Genomic DNA, 17,113 nt, shown 5'->3' on the forward strand with positions numbered 1-17,113 from the left:
GTTCGATGATGGTGGTCAGGGTCTCTACGTCGCTTTCGCTGAACTGGGGCAGGATGACTTCGGCAATTTCAGCGGAGGTGTGGCTTTCTACCCACTGCTGGCCTTTATAGATGGCGCGGGTGAAGGCTTCCACTACGTCAGGATGTTCCTTCAGAAAGGCATCCTGGGCCATATAGACAGTGTAGGGAACATAGCCGCTGGCTTCCCCTAAGGATGCCACGATATGCCCGGCGCCGCTCTGCTCCAGTGTGGTCGCCGCAGGTTCGAATTCCACAGTATAATCGCCCATATCCCCCAGGAATGCCCCAGCGGTGGAAGAAAAGTCGACGTTATTGATGATCTCCATATCTTCGCCGATGGTCATGCCGTTTTCCTTGATGACATATTCCAGCACCAGTTCGGGCATGCCGCCCAGGCGACCGCCGATGACAGATTTTCCTGTTAAATCTGTCCACTGGAAATCAGGCTCCTCTTTCCGGGAAACCAGGAAATTGCCTGCCCGCTGGGTCAGCTGAGCGAAGGTCTTGGGGTAATCGGCTTTTCCTTCGGCGTAAACATACAACCCCGCCTCTGTGCCTAAAAGGGCGATATCAGCGGAATCGGAAATCAGGGCAGTCATAGATTTATCGGCACCATTGCCGATGGCAACGGTCACATCCAGCCCTTCCTCCTCGAAGAAGCCCAATTCCTGGGCTACATACTGGGGCGCATAAAAAACAGAATGTACCACTTCATTGAGGCGCACCGGGGTGAGAGAGTCCTCCGCTGGCTGCGAACTGCAGCCCACCCCTGCGGAAAGGCAAAGAAGCCCTGCCAAAGCCAAACTCAGTTTCTTTTTCATAATTTTTCCTCCTGAGAGAATGATTTCATTCAACTATATGCTGTGGGAATGAAAAATGTATGTTGTCAGGGTATTTTTTTCTGTTCGGAGATAGGTTTTTTCTGCGTTTTGGTGTATAATGAAATTTAATGTGGAGTAATACGCATTTTTTGCTTTTTATATATTTTGTAAGATTAGGAGGCTGTTTTTATGGCTGAAAAAATCATGTTGATCGATGGCAACAGCATTGTGAACCGTGCCTTTTATGGCGTTCCTCTGCTGACCAACGGGGAAGGTCGTTATACCAACGGGGTATACGGCTTCCTGAATATTTTGTTTAAGCTGTTGGACGAAGAACGCCCCGATTATTTGGCGGTGGCTTTCGATCTGCACGCACCCACCTTTAGACATAAGACTTTTGACGGATATAAGGGCACCAGAAAAGGTATGCCTGAAGAACTGCGGGAACAGATGCCCCTGCTGAAGGAAGTGCTGCAGACCATGCATATTCCCATTTTCGAGCAGGAAGGCTATGAAGCCGATGATATTTTGGGGACGATGTCTGCCCTGGCGGAGAAAAACGGCGTACTGCCCGTTGTGGTTTCCGGCGACAGAGACCTGCTGCAGATCGCGGGGGAAACCTTGAAAGTGCGTATTCCCAAAACCAAAGGCGGGCGTACGGAAACAGAAGATTACTATGCGGCAGACGTGGTGGAAAAATACGGCGTAACGCCTACAGAATTCATCGATATGAAGGCCCTTATGGGGGATACTTCCGATAATATTCCTGGTGTGCCCGGCATTGGCGAAAAAACTGCGGCGAAAATCATCCAGCAGTATCACGATATTGAAACTGCCATCGCCCACGCGGCGGAAATCAAGCCGAAAAAGGCATCTGAAAATCTGGCAGAATTTCAGGAACAGGCGCGCCTGAGCAAGTTCCTTGCTACCATCGTGCGGGATATGCCCCTGGAATGGAACACAGACGGCCTGAAAATCAGAGATATGTTCAACGCCGAAGCTTATGAACTGGTGAAGCGATTGGAATTTAAGAGCATGTTCAGCCGCTTCGAAGGGGCTGTCTCTGCGCCCAAAAAAGAAGAAAAAACATACAGACTGGTTGCCGAAAGGGAAGAAGCAGAAGAGATTGCTGCTTCTCTGGAAAAGGGCGAAGCAGGCTATATTTTCGTATATGATAATGAGGAATGTCAGGGGCTTGCCCTCTATCAGGAAAAGATGGGCGGCGTTTGGGTGGAAGCATCCATGCAGCTTTTGATGGATGATATCCTGAGAATCTTCAAGGATTTCTTCGCAGACCCTGCCTATGGGAAAATCGGCCACGATGTAAAAAAAGACATCAAGCTGCTGCGGGGCTATGGCTATGATGGCTTTGAGGCATCCTTTGATACTGCCATCGCGGCCTATATTTTGAACGCCACAGGCAGCTCCTATGAATATGATGATATCGCCAATACTTTTCTGAACGAAACTTATCCCTCTGCAGAGGAAGCGCTGGGCAAGGGAAGAGTAAAGAAAGCCTTCGTCAGTCTGCCTGATAAGGAAAGGGCGGCTTTTGCAGCCAGACAGGCGGAAATTTCTTTCCGTGCAAAGCAAATCATGGAAGAAAAACTGAAGGAAAACGGGCAGGAAAGCCTGTTCTACGATATGGAAATGCCCCTCATCTATGTTCTGGCGGATATGGAAAAATACGGCATCAAGGTGGATAAGGAAGCCCTGCTGGCGTATCAGAAACTGCTGGATGAAAGCCTCAGCGGCATGACGGATGAAATTTACGAGTTGGCGGGCGAGGAATTCAACGTAAATTCCCCCAAACAGCTGGGTGTCATCCTTTTCGAGAAACTGGGCATGAAGGGCGGTAAAAAGACAAAAACAGGTTATTCCACAGCGGCAGATGTTCTGGAAAAACTGTGCTTCGAACACCCCATCGTGGATAAGATTCTGAATTACAGAACATTGGCGAAGCTGAAAAGCACCTATGCCGACGGCCTTCTGGCAGTGATGGATATGGATACGGAAAAAATCTATTCCACCTTCAACCAGACCATCACAGCAACAGGCCGTATTTCCTCTACAGAACCCAACCTGCAGAATATCCCTGTTCGTTTGGAATTGGGCAGAGAACTGCGTAAGGTATTCATTCCCGAAAGCGATGATTATTGCTTCCTGGATGCAGACTATTCCCAGATCGAATTGCGGGTTCTGGCCCATATTTCCGGGGATGAAAGCCTGATCGAAGCCTTCAAGAGCGGTCAGGATATCCATAGAATGACAGCTTCTCAGGTGTTCCATGTGCCTTTTGAGGAGGTAACAGCTTTGCAGAGAAGCAACGCCAAGGCGGTCAACTTCGGTATCATTTATGGTAAGGGTTCTTTCACATTAGGGCAGGATTTGGGTATCACAAGAAAAGAAGCGGAGGAATATATCAACGCTTACTTTGCCAGATACCCTAAAATCAAGACTTTTATGGAAGACACCATTAAAAATGGCACAGAAAAAGGCTATGTTTCCACCATGTGGAACCGCAGACGCGCCATGCCTGAATTGCAGAGCGGCAACTTTATCCAGCGGGCAGCAGGCGAACGGGCGGCTATGAATATGCCTATTCAGGGCAGCGCAGCGGATATCATCAAAATTGCCATGGTGAAGGTGCATAAGGCCCTGAAGGATGGCGGCTACAAATCTCGTTTGATTTTGCAGGTACACGATGAACTGCTCATTGAAACATATAAAGAAGAAAAAGAAGCTGTGGCAAAAATTCTGAAAGAAAACATGGAACAGGCAGTCAAACTTGCCGTTCCTTTGGATGTGGATGTGCATGAGGGCGCATCCTGGTTTGAAGCGAAATAAAAGAGGTAGAAATATATGAAAGTAATCGGTTTGACAGGGGGCACCGGCAGCGGCAAAAGCGTTGTCAGCAAGAGCCTTGCGGCAGCGGGTGCTGTCATCATAGACGCAGATAAGATCGCTCACGAAATTATTCTGAAGGGCGAACCTGCTTATATGGAAATCATCGAATATTACGGCACAGGCATATTAGATGATGAGAAAAATATCATCCGCAAAAAGCTGGGCGAAATCGTTTTCAACGATAAGGAAAAACTGGCATTTCTGAACCAGTGTACCCATAAATATATCACAGCGGAAGTGAAAAGACAGATCGCCGCTGCCAAAGAAGAGGGCAAAGCTGCAGCTATCATCGTAGATGCGCCCTTGCTGCTGGAAGCCGGACTGGAGAAGGTCTGCGATCTGGTTTGGGTGGTCTATGCAGAGCCCGAAGTGCGCGCGCAGCGCGTTATGGCACGAGATGGCATCACCTATGAACTGGCGAAAGCCCGTATTGCCAACCAGAAAAGCTGGGAGGAATACAGACAGGCGGCAGATGCTGTCATTGATAACAGCAAGGATCTGGAACATCTGGAAGGCCAGCTTGCTGAAATTTTGAAAACGTTATAAAGGAAGCTAACGACAATGATTCGATTCATAAAGAAATTGTTTACACTGGCGGTGACTTTTGCGCTGCTGGTGGCCTTTGGCTACTGTGTCGTCTTGCCCCGTGTCCTGCCTTTGAAATATCAGGATATCGTGGCGAAATATGCTGCGGCCTATGAACTGGAGAGAAGTCTCGTCAATGGTGTCATTTTCTGCGAAAGCCGATTTGAACCGGAGGCGGTCTCTTCCGCGGACGCAGTGGGGCTGATGCAGGTGACACAGGAGACAGGCTGGTGGGCGGCGGAACAGATGGGTTTAGACCCTGATGCCATCGACCTGACCGACCCCGATACCAATATCCGTATCGGCTGTTGGTATCTCTGCTGGCTGCTGGAGAAATTTGACGGTGTGACGGAAACGGCGCTGGCGGGCTATAATGCAGGCCATGGCAACGTGGCAAAATGGCTGGCCGATGAGGAAATGAGTGCTGATGGCATCACGCTGGATGAAATACCCTATGGAGAAACGAAAAGCTATGTGAAAAAGGTGGAACTGGCGGAGAAGGTTTATCGCTATGTGTATCGCCTGCAGTAGTTTTTGGAAGGATTTGAAATACGATGAAAAAAAGGATTTGGCTTCTCCTGCTGACCCTTTGCCTGGGCCTGACGGCCTGTGGGCAGGGCGGAACGCAGGAAGAAGAGGATTTTACTGCAGTGGGCGGGGAAAATCTGCAGGCAGAGGAAGCGGCGCTGACCCTTTCCATGCGCATCCCCGAAACCCTGAACCCGCTGCTGAATAGAGAAGAGACGGTGGACCGCATCCTGAAGCTGATGTATCTGCCCTTGATGGAATTTGACGAAAGTGGCAAGGCGTGCCCCGCTGTGGCGGAAAGCTGGGAAATGGCGGCCGACGGCAAGACTTTGACCGTAAAGCTGGACAGCGGCATCCGCTGGCAGAATGGCGGGCTGGTGACTGCCGATGACGTGGTCTATTCCCTGAATACCATCAAAAATGCCCCTGAGGATTCCGTTTATAAAAAGGTGCTGAATTATGTCAGCGGATGCACGAAAACAGGGGAATATACCGTTGTTTTCACGTTCTATGAAAATTTCAGCTCTAACATGGCGGCTCTGCGTTTCCCCATCATTTCCGCTTCTTATTATGGCGGACAGAATGACCCCAAGGCGGACATCAATCTGACCCCTATGGGCAACGGACCTTACAGCATGGTTTCCTATAAACAGGCGGCGGAGCTAATTTTGGAGGCAAACAGCTCCTATCATGGGGAAACGCCCAATATTTCCCGTATCCGTGTGAAGGTGACGGCGGGGGAGGAAACGGATATCAACTCCTTCGAACAGGGCATGACGGACGTGCTGGTGACCGATGCTATGGAAGCGGGCCGCTATGCCGATGAAGGCATTTCCGGTATATATCAGTATACCTCCAATCAATATGACTTTATCGCCTTCAATTTCAATAAGGAGCTTTTCCAGGATAAATCTCTCCGCCAGGCGGTAGCCTATGCTTTGCCCAAGGAAAGCCTGATGGAAAGCGTATATCTGAATTACGGCGTGATGACCAATACCCCCATCAATCCCAAAAGCTGGCTCTATGAGGAAAACGTAGCCCTGTATAATTATAACCCCGGCATGGCTTCCACTTTCCTGAAAAACAGCGGATGGGCGGATGCGGACAAAAACGGCAGACTGGAAAAGAACGTAAACGGCGTGACCCAGTCGCTGAAGGCGACCATTCTGGTCAATAAAGAAAACACAGGCCGCCTGCAGATCGCTTCCAAACTGAAGGAAGAACTGACTGCAATTGGCTTTGATATCACCATCGATAAACAGCCCTTTGCGGCATATCAGGAAAAATTCATCAACGGACAGTACGATATCGTCGTGGGCGGATGGAAATGCTCCGAGGTGACCGACTTGACGCCTTTCTTTGGTACAGAGGGCAGCCTGAATTATATCGGCTACAGCAACGCAGAGGTAGATCAGCTGCTGGCAGCGGCGAAAAGTGCCATTGGCGAAGGCCCTACCTTGCTGGCATATAGCAGCCTGCAGAAAAAGCTGGCGGAAGAATTGCCTTATATCAGCATCGCTTATCGCAATCAGGCGGTATTCGCCTCTAAAAATGTGGGCGGCGAGATCAGCCCTGTGGAAAGCAATGTCTTCCGTGGCATCGAAACATGGACATATGAGAAAGGGGAATGAGGATGTCCGAGATCAGAACGAATCCCTTCACGGGAGAAATGACGCTTTATGCGGAAAACAGAAAAAATCGCCCCTATGAATTTGTCCATAAGACCCAGGCGAAAAATACCAATAACGAAAACTGCCCCTTCTGCGGCGGTCATGAGACCTGGACCACGGATGCCGTTTATCAGGATGGCCCCGACGGCGCATGGCAGATGCGGGTATTCCCCAATATGTTCCCGGCTGTGAAGGAAGACTGTGTGGAAATTTCCGGGGAAGCCTTTTATGAACAGGCGGCGGGGAAGGGCAGACATGAAGTTCTGGTGGATACCCCCGACCATAATGAGACCATTGACGAATTCAGCGAAGAACGCATCGAAAGGGTGCTGCAGGTTTTGCAGGACAGACTGAATTTTTTCCGGGCAAAAAAAGAGACTCAGTATGTGCAGATCTTCAAGAACTGCGGCCCTTCCGCAGGCATGAGCATTCGCCATTCCCACTGGCAGGTGATGGGGCTGCCCATCGTGCCCAGACGGGCGGCGGATATGGCGGAAAGGATGCAGGGAGAGGATTGCCTTTTCTGCAAAATGCTGGCCTATGAAAAAGAACTGGGCAAACGCATTGCGGGGGAAACGGAGCATTTTATTGCTATCACCCCCTATGCGGGCAGATTTCCCTATGAGCTTTGGCTGGCACCAAAGATGCACCAGAGAGACTTTGGGGATATGAATGATAGGGAAAGACGAGACCTTGCCAAGCTGCTGTGGGAAATGCTGCAGAAGGTGACAGGGCTGAAAGAGGATATCGGCTATAATATCTGCGTGATGGATGGCCCCAGAAATCAGGATTTTCACTGGCATATCGAGATTTTGCCCCGCATCGGCGGCTTTGCGGGCTTTGAATATGCAACGGATTGCTTCATCAATATGGTGAGCCCGGAGCGGGCAGCGAGATATTATCGCGGAGAAAAAGAAGAATAAAAATAAGAGCGCGGCATGGTTCAATGCTGCGCTCTTTTCTTTTATACAGATCATTCGGGTTTGATGCGGGCAATGCCTTCTTCGATGGCAACATCGGCAACGGCCTTTGCAACTGCATCTGCTACGCTCTTGTTCAGCGCAGAAGGGATGATGTTTTCTGCATTCAGCTCATCTTCGGGGATCATTGCTGCGATGGCATAGGCTGCGCGCTGCTTCATGCTTTCTGTGATCTCTCTGGCACGCACTGCCAAAGCACCTTTGAAGATGCCGGGGAAGATAAGCACGTTATTGATCTGGTTGGGGAAATCGGAACGGCCTGTGCCGACAACTGCTGCGCCGCCTGCTTTCGCTTCTTCGGGCATGATTTCGGGAACGGGATTCGCCATGGCGAAAACGATGCCTTTATTCATGGTGCCGACCATTTCTTTTGTTACCATATTGGGTCTGGAAACGCCAACGAAAGCGTCAGCGCCTTTCAGTGCATCTGCCAGCAGACCTTTTTCGTGGTGCAGGTTGCTGATATGGGAAATCTCTTCCTGACCGCTGTTCAGGCCTTCGTCCCCTTCGCAGATGATGCCCTGCTTATCGCACATGATGATATTGCCGAAGCCCATACGAATGAGCAGTTTGCCGATGGCAATACCTGCGGCACCTGCGCCGTTGATGACGATGCGCATTTCGCCTATCTTTTTGCCTGTCACTTTCATGGCATTCAGCATTGCCGCGGCAACCACGATGGCTGTTCCGTGCTGGTCATCATGGAAAACAGGGATATCGCAGATTTCTTTCAGTTTGCGTTCGATTTCGAAGCAGCGGGGCGCGGAAATATCTTCCAGATTGATGCCGCCGAAGCTTTTGGAAATCAGATAGATTGTATTGACGATGGTGTCAACATCCTTGGAATCGATGCACAGAGGGAAAGCATCCACGTCGCCAAATTCCTTGAACAATACGCATTTGCCTTCCATAACGGGCATGCCGGCCGCAGGGCCGATGTCGCCCAGGCCAAGGACCGCTGTGCCGTCTGTGATAACGGCTACCAGATTGGAGCGTCTTGTCAGACGGAAGGATTCTTCATAGTCTTTTTCGATAACGCGGCAGGGCTCCGCCACGCCGGGGGTATATAACAGGGAAAGGTCTTCTCTGGTTTCCACGGGTTTTCTGGAAATGACCTCAATTTTCCCGTTCATTTCATAATGCAGTTGTAATGCTTTTTCGTTGATATCCATTTTACTCACCTCATTAAACCATCGCTTCAGGATGGAATACTTCGTCGAATTTATCTTCTGTCAGGAAGCCCAATGCTACACATGCTTCTTTCAAGGAAATATTTTCCGCATAGGCTTTTTTTGCTGTTTTTGCTGCGTTTTCATAGCCGATATAGGGGCTTAGGCCAGTCACCAGCATCAGGGAACGATTCAGGTTTTCTTCCATTTTTTCCTTATTTGCAACGATGCCGCAAACACATTTTTCACGGAAGGAATCCAGACCATCTGCCAAAAGGCGTACACTCTGCAGATATTCATAGATCATCACAGGCATGAATACATTCAGCTCCAGATTGCCCTGAGAAGCGCAGATGCCAATGCCTGCGTCATTTGCCATGACCTGTACGGCAACCATTGTCACCGCTTCGCACTGGGTAGGGTTTACCTTGCCGGGCATGATGGAAGAACCGGGTTCATTTTCGGGGATGAAAATTTCGCCCAGACCACAGCGGGGGCCGCTTGCCAGCCAGCGCACATCGTTGGCAATTTTCATCAGGTTTGCCGCCAGACCCTTCAGGGCGCCATGAACGAATACGATTTCGTCTTTTGCTGTTAGGGAATGGAATTTATTTTCCGCTGTGATGAAGGGGATGCCTGTCAGCTTGGAAACCTCTTCCGCCGCCGCTTCCGCAAAGCCCGCGGGGGCATTCAGGCCTGTACCAACGGCTGTGCCGCCCAGAGCCAGTTCTGCCACTTCTGTCAGACCCATTTCGATCATCTTTTTGCTCTTTTCCAGCATATTTCTCCAGCTGGAAATTTCCTGGCTGAATGTGATAGGTGTGGCATCCTGCAGATGGGTTCTGCCTGTTTTGATGATGCCTTCGTTTTCCTTTTCCAGACGAAGCAGTTCGGAAATCATTCTTTCGATGGCAGGAATCAGTTTGTTTTTTGTTTCCAGCACAGCGGCGATATGCATGGCTGTAGGGAATGTATCGTTAGAGCTCTGGCTCATGTTAACATGGTCATTGGGATGAAGCAGTTTTTCTCCTGCAATTTCATTCCCGCGGTTGGCAACCACTTCGTTCATGTTCATGTTGGACTGAGTGCCGCTGCCTGTCTGCCATACGGCCAGAGGGAACTGGTCATCCAGTTTGCCAGCCAGCACTTCATCGCAGACCTGGCCGATGATGGCGCAGCGTCTTTCATCCAGCTTGCCCAGTCTGTGGTTTGCCTGCGCCACAGCCTTTTTCAGGATAGCAAAGGCGTATGTGATCTCTTTGGGCATCTTTTCTGTGCCGATCTTGAAGTTTTCATAGCTTCTCTGGGTCTGAGCGCCCCAGTATGCATTTGCGGGCACCTTCATTTCGCCCATGGAGTCTTTCTCAATGCGATATTCCATAATGATTCTCCTTTGTATATCTATGTATAAATGGTATTTTTTCTCTGTTTTTCATCATACCACGCTTGCATCCTGCCTGCAAGCAGACTTGTCATTTCCTCCTAAAAATGCTACACTTTCTACAGAAGAATATCCCCTGAACGCAGACAAGTATAGATAAGAAAAGGAATTGACATATGAAGTATATTATTTTTGACCTGGACGGCACCCTTATCGATTCCATGCCCATTTGGAGGGGCACAGGCTCCTCCTTTTTGGAACGACATGGCTTCTCTGTTCCAGAAAACCTGATTGACGTGGTAAAGAGCCAGACGCTCTACCAGACAGCAGAATATTTCCGTGAAACTTTGGGCGTTCCCATGGAGCCCCAGGAAATCGTGGACGAGATCATTTCCTACGTGGAATATGCCTACGATCATACCATCCCTCTGCGTCCCTTTGCGGGAGAATATCTGGCGGCTATGGCGGAAAAGGGTGTGAAGATGTGTATCCTGACTGCTTCCGAAGCAAGCTATATCCAATCCGCTTTGGACAGGCTGGGTATCCGCAAATATTTCGATTTTATCCTGACCTGCACGGAGTTGGGGGAATTCAAGGAGGACGGCAAAGCTTATCTGACTGCCATGAAAAAACTGGGCGGTACGATGGAGGAAACGGTTGTGTTCGAAGATGCCTTTTATGCGGTGAAGGGGGCAAAATCCGTCGGCTTTAAAGTATATGGTGTTCTGGATGATACCGTGAGAGGACATCAGGATACCCATAAGATCAAGGCGCTGGCGGATGTATGCTTCCATAGTTATGAGGAGATCATGGAATGAAGATATTGGTAGATGCTGATGCATGCCCCGTAAAGGAGCTGATCATCAGCTGTGCAAAGAAGCATGGGCTGGAGGCCATTATGGTCTGCGATGTGGCCCATATGCTGTTTTACAATGAGGATCATGTGACAACGGTGACGGTAGACCAGGGGGCGGATAGCGCCGATCTTGCCATCGCCAACAGAACGCAGGCAGGAGATATCTGCATCACCCAGGATTATGGGCTGGCGAGTCTGCTTCTGGCGAAAAAAGCCACTGTCCTGCATCATAACGGCTTTTTTTATACCCAGGAAAACATCGACCGTATGCTTTTCGAGCGGCACTTATCCCGAGAAATGCGCCGCCAGAAGAGAAGCCGCGGCGGCCATGTGCGGAAACGAACAAAAGAGGATGATGAGAAATTCCTTTCTGCATTGGAGCGAGCCATCGAAAGAGGAAAGAGGGGCGCAACGGAGCGACCCGGAACATAAAAAAACCCCGACCAAATGGTCAGGGTTATTTTTATGTATGGATATCAGAAACCCAATTCTTCGCCGATGAGGATGACTTTGATGCGGCCTGCGGGGCGGCAGACTCTTGTCACCAGCACCTGATTGCAGATACATTCAGGGGAAACACAATTATGGCATGTGCCGTCGATGGCGCAGGGGGTCTTGCCCATGAAGCGCATGCTGTTTACGGGAGCAGCATATCCGCGTACTCTCTTGATGGCTGCGTCTACATCCTGTGCAACCTTATTCAGACCAGCTAGAACGATGACGTTATTGGGGCCAAAACAGATAGAAGCCACACGGTTGCCTGTGCCGTCGATATCGACCAGTACGCCGTCTTCGGAAAGGGCATTGGTGCTTGTCAGGTAGAAATCTGTCAGCAGACCCTGACGCATCATTTCACGCATTTCAGCGGGATTTGCTGCTGTGTCTCTGTCGATGACGTTATAGTTTCCTTCCTTGACAGCCTTTGTCAGGCCCATATCACGGATGGTCATGGAGCCACCCCATGTAACACTGCTGCCTTCGGGCATCAGGGAAAGGGCTTTTTCGATGGCTTCTGCCGCTGTGGGGCAGTAATAGGCTTCAAAATGGCGGCATTCCAGGTTTTTCACCAGTGTCGCGCTCAGAAGTTCTTTTCTTTTTTCCTGTGGTGTCATAATGAATCACTCCTCTTTGGTGTTTTCTCTCTTGTCCTGATTTTAGCACAGTTGGATACATTTTGCATCCTTTTTCTTGCAAAGGGATGGTTTCTCCTTTATCATAGGAGAAGAGGTGATACCATGAAAAAAATCGAGAGCCGTGATAACAAATGGGTGAAGCGGCTGAATGGATTGAAGATAAAGAAAAACAGAGATAAAGAAGGTGTTTTCGTGGCAGAAGGGCTCCGCTTTATCAGCGAAGTGCCTGCTGATTGGGCAGTAGAGGCCTATGTCGTCAGCGAAACTTTCGCAGCAGAAAACGACCTTTCTATATATGAAAAGAAGGCAGAAGTCCTTTGCCTGCCCGATGCTCTGTTTGCGGCGGTCTGCGACACGGAGAATCCCCAGGGCATCCTGGCGGTCTGCAAAAAACTGGATTGGGATGAAGATGCCGTTTTTGCAAAGGAAGCACCTTTCTTCCTACTGGCGGAGGAATTGAACGACCCCGGTAATCTGGGTACGGTCATCCGTACGGCGGATGCCTGCGGAGCCGATGCGGTCTTCCTTTCCAAGGGCAGCGTAGACTTGCATAACCCCAAGGTGCTGCGTTCTACCATGGGCAGCATGTTCCATGTGCCTGTGTTCCAGAATGTAGACCTGAATGAAATATCTGCAAAGCTGAAAGAAAACAATATTTCTTTGTATGCCGCTCATCTGAGAGGGGAAAGATGGCCCTATGATTTGGATTTGAAGGCTCCCTGTGCTTTTATCATCGGCAATGAAGCAAGAGGGCTCAGCGACAAAGCCGCCGACCTTTGCGACCAGTGGGTGAAGATTCCCATGCCCGGGCAGGCGGAAAGCCTGAATGCTTCTGTCGCGGCAGGCGTGCTGATGTATGAAGTGGTAAGACAAAGATTGGATAAGTAAAAAATAAGCGATACTCTATAGATTTGGAGTATCGCTTTTATGTTTCGCCGCAGTGCGTTCTGCGGCTCTTCCATCAGGATTCCGTTGCTTTGGGGATCTGACGGCCTTCGTGATCCATTTCGTAGTTGTCCCTGTGGATCAGTTCGGAAATGGGCACGATCTCAAAGCCTTTTTCCTTGATGCCCTTCAGGATGGTATCCAACACCTGGGGGGTGTATTTGGCATCGTTGTGGAAGAGGATGATGGAGCCGTTGCCCAGATGCTTATGATTTAGCACCTGGTTGATTTCTGCTTCCGCGCCTTGTTCCTTCCAGTCCAGGCTATCCACATCCCATTGTATCGTATAATACCCATTGGCTGTGGCTGTTTCAATGACGTGATTATCATACTCCCCGAAGGGTGGGCGGAAAAGATCCATTTCGATGCCTGTCAGTTCCTTTATGTTTTGATGGCATTTCTGCAGTTCCTGGGCGATCTGCTCGGAAGAGATCTGGCTCATATGTGGATGGGTAGCAGAATGGTTCCCCAGGTCATGGCCGGCTTCGGCGATCTTCTTTACCTCCTCTGGATATTTTTCCACCCAATAACCACAGAGGAAGAAGGTGGCCTTCACGTCATTTTCTGCCAGGATGCGAAGCAGTTCATCTGTATCCTCAGCCCCCCAGGCGGCGTCGAAGCTGACCGATACCTTCGGTTCATCGGTCTGGACGCAATAGATGGGCAATTTTCGCTCTGTCTGTGCAGTTACTATAGCAGACACCTTTTCTGCTGCGGGGGGAAGGGCCTGCAGCATTGCGGCGCTCAGGGTAAGGGCTAAGGCGATCCCGCCGAGAACTTTTTTGCGGATATGTATGGATTTGAAAAATTTCATGGGAGTACCTCCAAAGGTTTTTACTAGCAGTATATTTCCGGAGGAAAGAAAAGTTTCCGCAAAGCAGTGTTTTTTGGAAAAGAATTGACAAAACAATATAAACATTTCATTATTTGTATAATATAGAAAGGGCGGCATTAGCCGCCCTTTTTCCATGCAAAAAACAGCCCTGATTTTCCAGAGCTGTTTTGCTTATTTCTGTTCTTTTTTCTTCACTGCAGGGGTGGAATCGAAGGTATGATTCCTGCCCAGCATATACGCCAGCTTCACCAGATCCTTTTCCTCTTCTGTCAGTTTCCGCCCCTGTTTTTCCTCTACATACAGATAGAGAGATTTCAGGTTCGTCCGCAGGCGTTTGGGTTTCTTTGCCAGCATGGTCAGGGGCTGAAAAGTATCGGGTTTGATGGTCTCGGGATGGGTGATGGCGAAAATTTTCGCTGTATAGACCGCATCGTTGAGGGCATTATGGAAATCCTTTTCCTCAGGGATGCCCAGAGATTCCACGGCATTTTTCAGACCGATGGCTTTGCCTGCTTCATGGTTCAGATATTCCGCCGCAAAGGGCTGTACGTTCAGGAACTGATCTGTCATAGCTTCCGCATCCAGGTCATAGAAATAGATGTTTCTGTAAAGGGACTTGATATCATCCCCGCCCCATGTGCAGAGGATCGCAGGTTCTTCGCCGATAAAAGCCAGAAAGGCTTTGTAGGCTTCTGCAAAGGTGGGCTTGTCCGCCAGCATTTCCGCATGGATACCCGTGATCTTTTCCACAAAGGGATGCAGACGGGGGTAGATTTGGGGGCGGATCATATAGTTGAAGGAGTCTAGCTGTTCGAATTTGTCATTCAGCTTCACAGCGCCGATCTGAATGATTTCGAAGGGACATTCGGGGTTGGGCTCCACTTTTCTTCCGTTTTTGAAGGGGAAGGACTGGTTGAATTCCAAGTCCAGTACGATGTAATTCATTTTGCGTACCTCCTGTTCTCTGCCTAGTTTATCATGTTTCCCGAAGGAAAGAAAGAGAAACTTGCACGGCGTAGGATAGAATGATAATATGGAAGAGAAAAAGTTTGAAAGAATCGAAGGAGGGACAACCATGAAACTCACTTTTACAGAAGAACAGATCAATAAGGAATTGCATAAAATCTACCTGGAGGAAGACGACCTGCTGATGGAGGGAGAATTCGTCACAGGGGAAGGCAAAAACTACATCATTACAGGCGTTGCTACCATCGAAGGGGAACGCTACCATGAATTTGAGATCGAATTTGAACTGGTGGAAGAGCCTGCCGAAGAAACACTGGAATCTATCATGGAAACAGAATGGGAATGGTACGATTTCCTTTGCTGATATCCTTTGAATAGAGAAAGGAGAATGTTTATGGAAAATTTCCGTTATTTTATGCCTGCGGATTGTTATTTTGGGCGTGGCTGTGTGGCAGCCCATAAGGATGCTATGTCCAAATTGGGTAGCAAAGCCATGGTGGTAACAGGCCGAAGCTCTGCCAAGAAAAACGGCGCCCAGAAGGATATTACAGATGCGCTGGATGCGCTGAGCATCAAATGGGTTTTATTTGATGAGATCGGGGAAAATCCCGATGTGGAAACCGTAGAAAGGGCGGCGAAACTTGCCATTGCTGAAGGAGTGGAATTCTTCATCGGCATCGGCGGCGGTTCTCCTATGGATGCCAGCAAGGCCATTGCCGTAATGGCGGCGGCTCCCGAAAAGGGGACGGATGCCCTGTGGAATCCCGATGCGAAGGCGCTGCCCATCGTTGCGGTTCCTACCACAGCAGGGACAGGCTCTGAAGTGACCCAGTATGCCATCGTGACGCTTCACGCAAAACGGACAAAATCCAGCATTGCGGCGCATATTTTTGCAAGCGTATCCTATTTAGACCCCAAATACATGGATACTTTGCCCGCAAAGACCACCAATAATACGGCTGTTGATGCCTTGACTCACCTGATTGAAAGCTATCTTTCCGTAAAAGCAAGCTATGTCAGCAGAAAGATCGTGGAAATGGGTCTGTCCATTTATAAGGACTGTATCCCCGCATTAAAAGCAAGAGAATATACCGAGGAAATAAGGGACAAGCTGATGCTCATGTCTGCCTTAGGCGGTGCGGCGATTGCTCAGACCATGACATCTCTGCCCCATGGCATGGGCTATTTCCTGACATATGAAAAAGGTCTGCCCCACGGCATGGCAAATGGCGTGCTGACCCAGGCCTATGTGGAACAGTTCCCTGAGGGGGATGAACACGTAGCGAAGCTTCTGAATTGTCTTGGTTTCAAAGATACAAAGGAATTGGGGGCATTTCTGGATGATGTTCTGGACCACGAAGCGACCTATACGGAAGAAGACATCAATTACTACACTGACCGCTTTATGGAGCAGCCCGGCAAGATTGCCACATTCCCTTATCCTCTCAAGAGGGATGACGTTTATCATATGTATAAAAAGAGCTTGATGAAATAAGCACTTGTGAACTCCTTTTTCATACCTTAGTGGAAAAGGAGTTTTTTTATGCCCAGAATATATTTAAGTCCATCCCTGCAGGAATACAATCCCTTCATCAATGGCGGCTCCGAGGAAGAGGTGATGAATCTGATCGCCGATGCTATGGAGCCATATCTTGCCGCCAGTGGCATTGAAGTTGTCCGCAACAGCCCTGAAATGAGCCTGGGGGAAGCCATAGCCGATTCCAACGCCAGCAACGTGGATTTCCACCTGGCCATCCATTCCAATGCATCCCCTCCGTCTATTGCAGGAACCAGACAGGGGCCTGTGGTCTATTATTACAGCACCAGCCAGCTGGGGCGGGAGATGGCGGAGGATATCGCTGATGAGATGCGGGAGATCTATCCCGACCCCTCCAAGGTGCAGGTGCTTCCTACCACCACCCTGCGGGAACTCAGGCGCACCAATGCACCTTCTGCGTTGGTGGAGGTGGCGTATCACGATAATTATCAGGATGCCAACTGGATCAAGGAGAATATTCAGCCCATCGCAAGGGCATTGAGCGAAGCAGCTGCGAATTACTTTGGCGTGCCTTTTGTTGAACCAACGGCATGAATGAGCGAGAACAGGGCAGAAACAGGGCGCGGAATGTACCGCGCCTTTTTCATTAAAAAGAAATGCACAAAAATGCATATTAAAAAGACAAATGTCTTTGGCATAAATTCCTAAATTAAATTTTTTTGAAAAAAATGCAGGAAATTTCGAATAATGGTCGAATAAAAATAAAAGTGTAGATTGTGCATCTTACGTACGATGTATACATATAAAAAGACCCTGACG

The 17,113-nt window shown here is 49.3% G+C and carries 17 protein-coding genes; 11 read left to right on the forward strand and 6 right to left on the reverse strand.

Annotation, left to right across the window (positions count from 1 at the left end):
* A partial coding sequence (locus IJ369_RS00085; protein ID WP_290714488.1) for an ABC transporter substrate-binding protein occupies nucleotides 1-841 on the reverse strand: 841 nt, incomplete at its 3' end.
* 189 nt (nucleotides 842-1,030) lie between these two features.
* Here IJ369_RS00085 and polA point away from each other — a divergent pair.
* The 5 genes from polA to galT are packed head-to-tail and all read left to right on the forward strand — an operon-like array spanning nucleotide 1,031 to nucleotide 7,454.
* Complete coding sequence (polA, locus tag IJ369_RS00090; protein ID WP_290714491.1) at nucleotides 1,031-3,688, forward strand: DNA polymerase I; 2,658 nt, start codon at nucleotides 1,031-1,033, stop codon at nucleotides 3,686-3,688.
* Between the two features lie 15 nt (nucleotides 3,689-3,703).
* A complete protein-coding gene (gene coaE / locus IJ369_RS00095; protein WP_290714493.1) occupies nucleotides 3,704-4,294 on the forward strand; it encodes a dephospho-CoA kinase in 591 nt (196 codons plus the stop codon).
* A 15-nt stretch (nucleotides 4,295-4,309) separates the two neighbouring features.
* Nucleotides 4,310-4,864, forward strand: coding sequence for a lytic transglycosylase domain-containing protein (locus IJ369_RS00100; protein ID WP_290714495.1), 555 nt, complete (start codon nucleotides 4,310-4,312; stop codon nucleotides 4,862-4,864).
* Nucleotides 4,865-4,887: 23 nt separating this feature from the next.
* Complete coding sequence (locus IJ369_RS00105; RefSeq protein WP_290714498.1) at nucleotides 4,888-6,492, forward strand: ABC transporter substrate-binding protein; 1,605 nt, start codon at nucleotides 4,888-4,890, stop codon at nucleotides 6,490-6,492.
* Nucleotides 6,493-6,494: 2 nt separating this feature from the next.
* On the forward strand, nucleotides 6,495-7,454 hold the full coding sequence (gene galT / locus IJ369_RS00110; RefSeq protein ID WP_290714501.1) for a galactose-1-phosphate uridylyltransferase: 960 nt from the start codon (nucleotides 6,495-6,497) through the stop codon (nucleotides 7,452-7,454).
* Nucleotides 7,455-7,504: 50 nt separating this feature from the next.
* Here the strand turns inward: galT and IJ369_RS00115 are convergent, their stop codons facing one another.
* The gene (locus tag IJ369_RS00115; protein WP_290714504.1) at nucleotides 7,505-8,683 is read right to left on the reverse strand and encodes an NAD(P)-dependent malic enzyme; all 1,179 of its coding nucleotides are present in this window, start codon (nucleotides 8,681-8,683) and stop codon (nucleotides 7,505-7,507) included.
* A 13-nt stretch (nucleotides 8,684-8,696) separates the two neighbouring features.
* Complete coding sequence (fumC, locus tag IJ369_RS00120) at nucleotides 8,697-10,061, reverse strand: class II fumarate hydratase (RefSeq protein WP_290714507.1); 1,365 nt, start codon at nucleotides 10,059-10,061, stop codon at nucleotides 8,697-8,699.
* A gap of 176 nt (nucleotides 10,062-10,237) precedes the next feature.
* On the opposite strand from fumC, the gene IJ369_RS00125 reads away from it, so the two are divergent.
* Both IJ369_RS00125 and IJ369_RS00130 read left to right on the forward strand, forming a co-directional pair.
* On the forward strand, nucleotides 10,238-10,879 hold the full coding sequence (locus IJ369_RS00125; protein WP_290714510.1) for an HAD family hydrolase: 642 nt from the start codon (nucleotides 10,238-10,240) through the stop codon (nucleotides 10,877-10,879).
* Entirely contained in the window at nucleotides 10,876-11,349 is a 474-nt protein-coding gene (locus IJ369_RS00130; protein ID WP_290714512.1) for a YaiI/YqxD family protein, read from the forward strand. The genes IJ369_RS00125 and IJ369_RS00130 overlap by 4 nt, the downstream gene beginning before the upstream one ends.
* Nucleotides 11,350-11,393: 44 nt before the next feature.
* Here the strand turns inward: IJ369_RS00130 and IJ369_RS00135 are convergent, their stop codons facing one another.
* On the reverse strand, nucleotides 11,394-12,029 hold the full coding sequence (locus tag IJ369_RS00135) for a lactate utilization protein (RefSeq protein WP_290714515.1): 636 nt from the start codon (nucleotides 12,027-12,029) through the stop codon (nucleotides 11,394-11,396).
* 123 nt (nucleotides 12,030-12,152) lie between these two features.
* On the opposite strand from IJ369_RS00135, the gene IJ369_RS00140 reads away from it, so the two are divergent.
* Nucleotides 12,153-12,938 (forward strand): TrmH family RNA methyltransferase, encoded by a 786-nt coding sequence (locus IJ369_RS00140; protein ID WP_290714517.1) that lies wholly within the window; start codon nucleotides 12,153-12,155, stop codon nucleotides 12,936-12,938.
* 73 nt (nucleotides 12,939-13,011) lie between these two features.
* Here IJ369_RS00140 and IJ369_RS00145 read toward each other — a convergent pair whose 3' ends face one another.
* The gene (locus tag IJ369_RS00145; RefSeq protein WP_290714519.1) at nucleotides 13,012-13,809 is read right to left on the reverse strand and encodes a polysaccharide deacetylase family protein; all 798 of its coding nucleotides are present in this window, start codon (nucleotides 13,807-13,809) and stop codon (nucleotides 13,012-13,014) included.
* Between the two features lie 192 nt (nucleotides 13,810-14,001).
* A complete protein-coding gene (locus IJ369_RS00150) occupies nucleotides 14,002-14,775 on the reverse strand; it encodes a 3'-5' exonuclease (RefSeq protein WP_290714522.1) in 774 nt (257 codons plus the stop codon).
* Between the two features lie 130 nt (nucleotides 14,776-14,905).
* On the opposite strand from IJ369_RS00150, the gene IJ369_RS00155 reads away from it, so the two are divergent.
* From IJ369_RS00155 to IJ369_RS00165, 3 genes are read left to right on the forward strand one after another with little or no spacing between them, the layout of a single operon-like run.
* Entirely contained in the window at nucleotides 14,906-15,160 is a 255-nt protein-coding gene (locus IJ369_RS00155; protein ID WP_290714524.1) for a hypothetical protein, read from the forward strand.
* A gap of 30 nt (nucleotides 15,161-15,190) precedes the next feature.
* On the forward strand, nucleotides 15,191-16,291 hold the full coding sequence (locus IJ369_RS00160) for an iron-containing alcohol dehydrogenase family protein (protein WP_290714527.1): 1,101 nt from the start codon (nucleotides 15,191-15,193) through the stop codon (nucleotides 16,289-16,291).
* A 48-nt stretch (nucleotides 16,292-16,339) separates the two neighbouring features.
* The gene (locus IJ369_RS00165) at nucleotides 16,340-16,888 is read left to right on the forward strand and encodes an N-acetylmuramoyl-L-alanine amidase family protein (RefSeq protein WP_290714529.1); all 549 of its coding nucleotides are present in this window, start codon (nucleotides 16,340-16,342) and stop codon (nucleotides 16,886-16,888) included.
* The last annotated feature ends 225 nt before the right edge of the window (nucleotides 16,889-17,113 follow it).

The sequence above is a fragment of the Anaerotignum sp. genome, assembly GCF_017483025.1.
In the GTDB taxonomy this organism is placed as follows: Bacteria; Bacillota; Clostridia; order Lachnospirales; family Anaerotignaceae; genus Anaerotignum_A.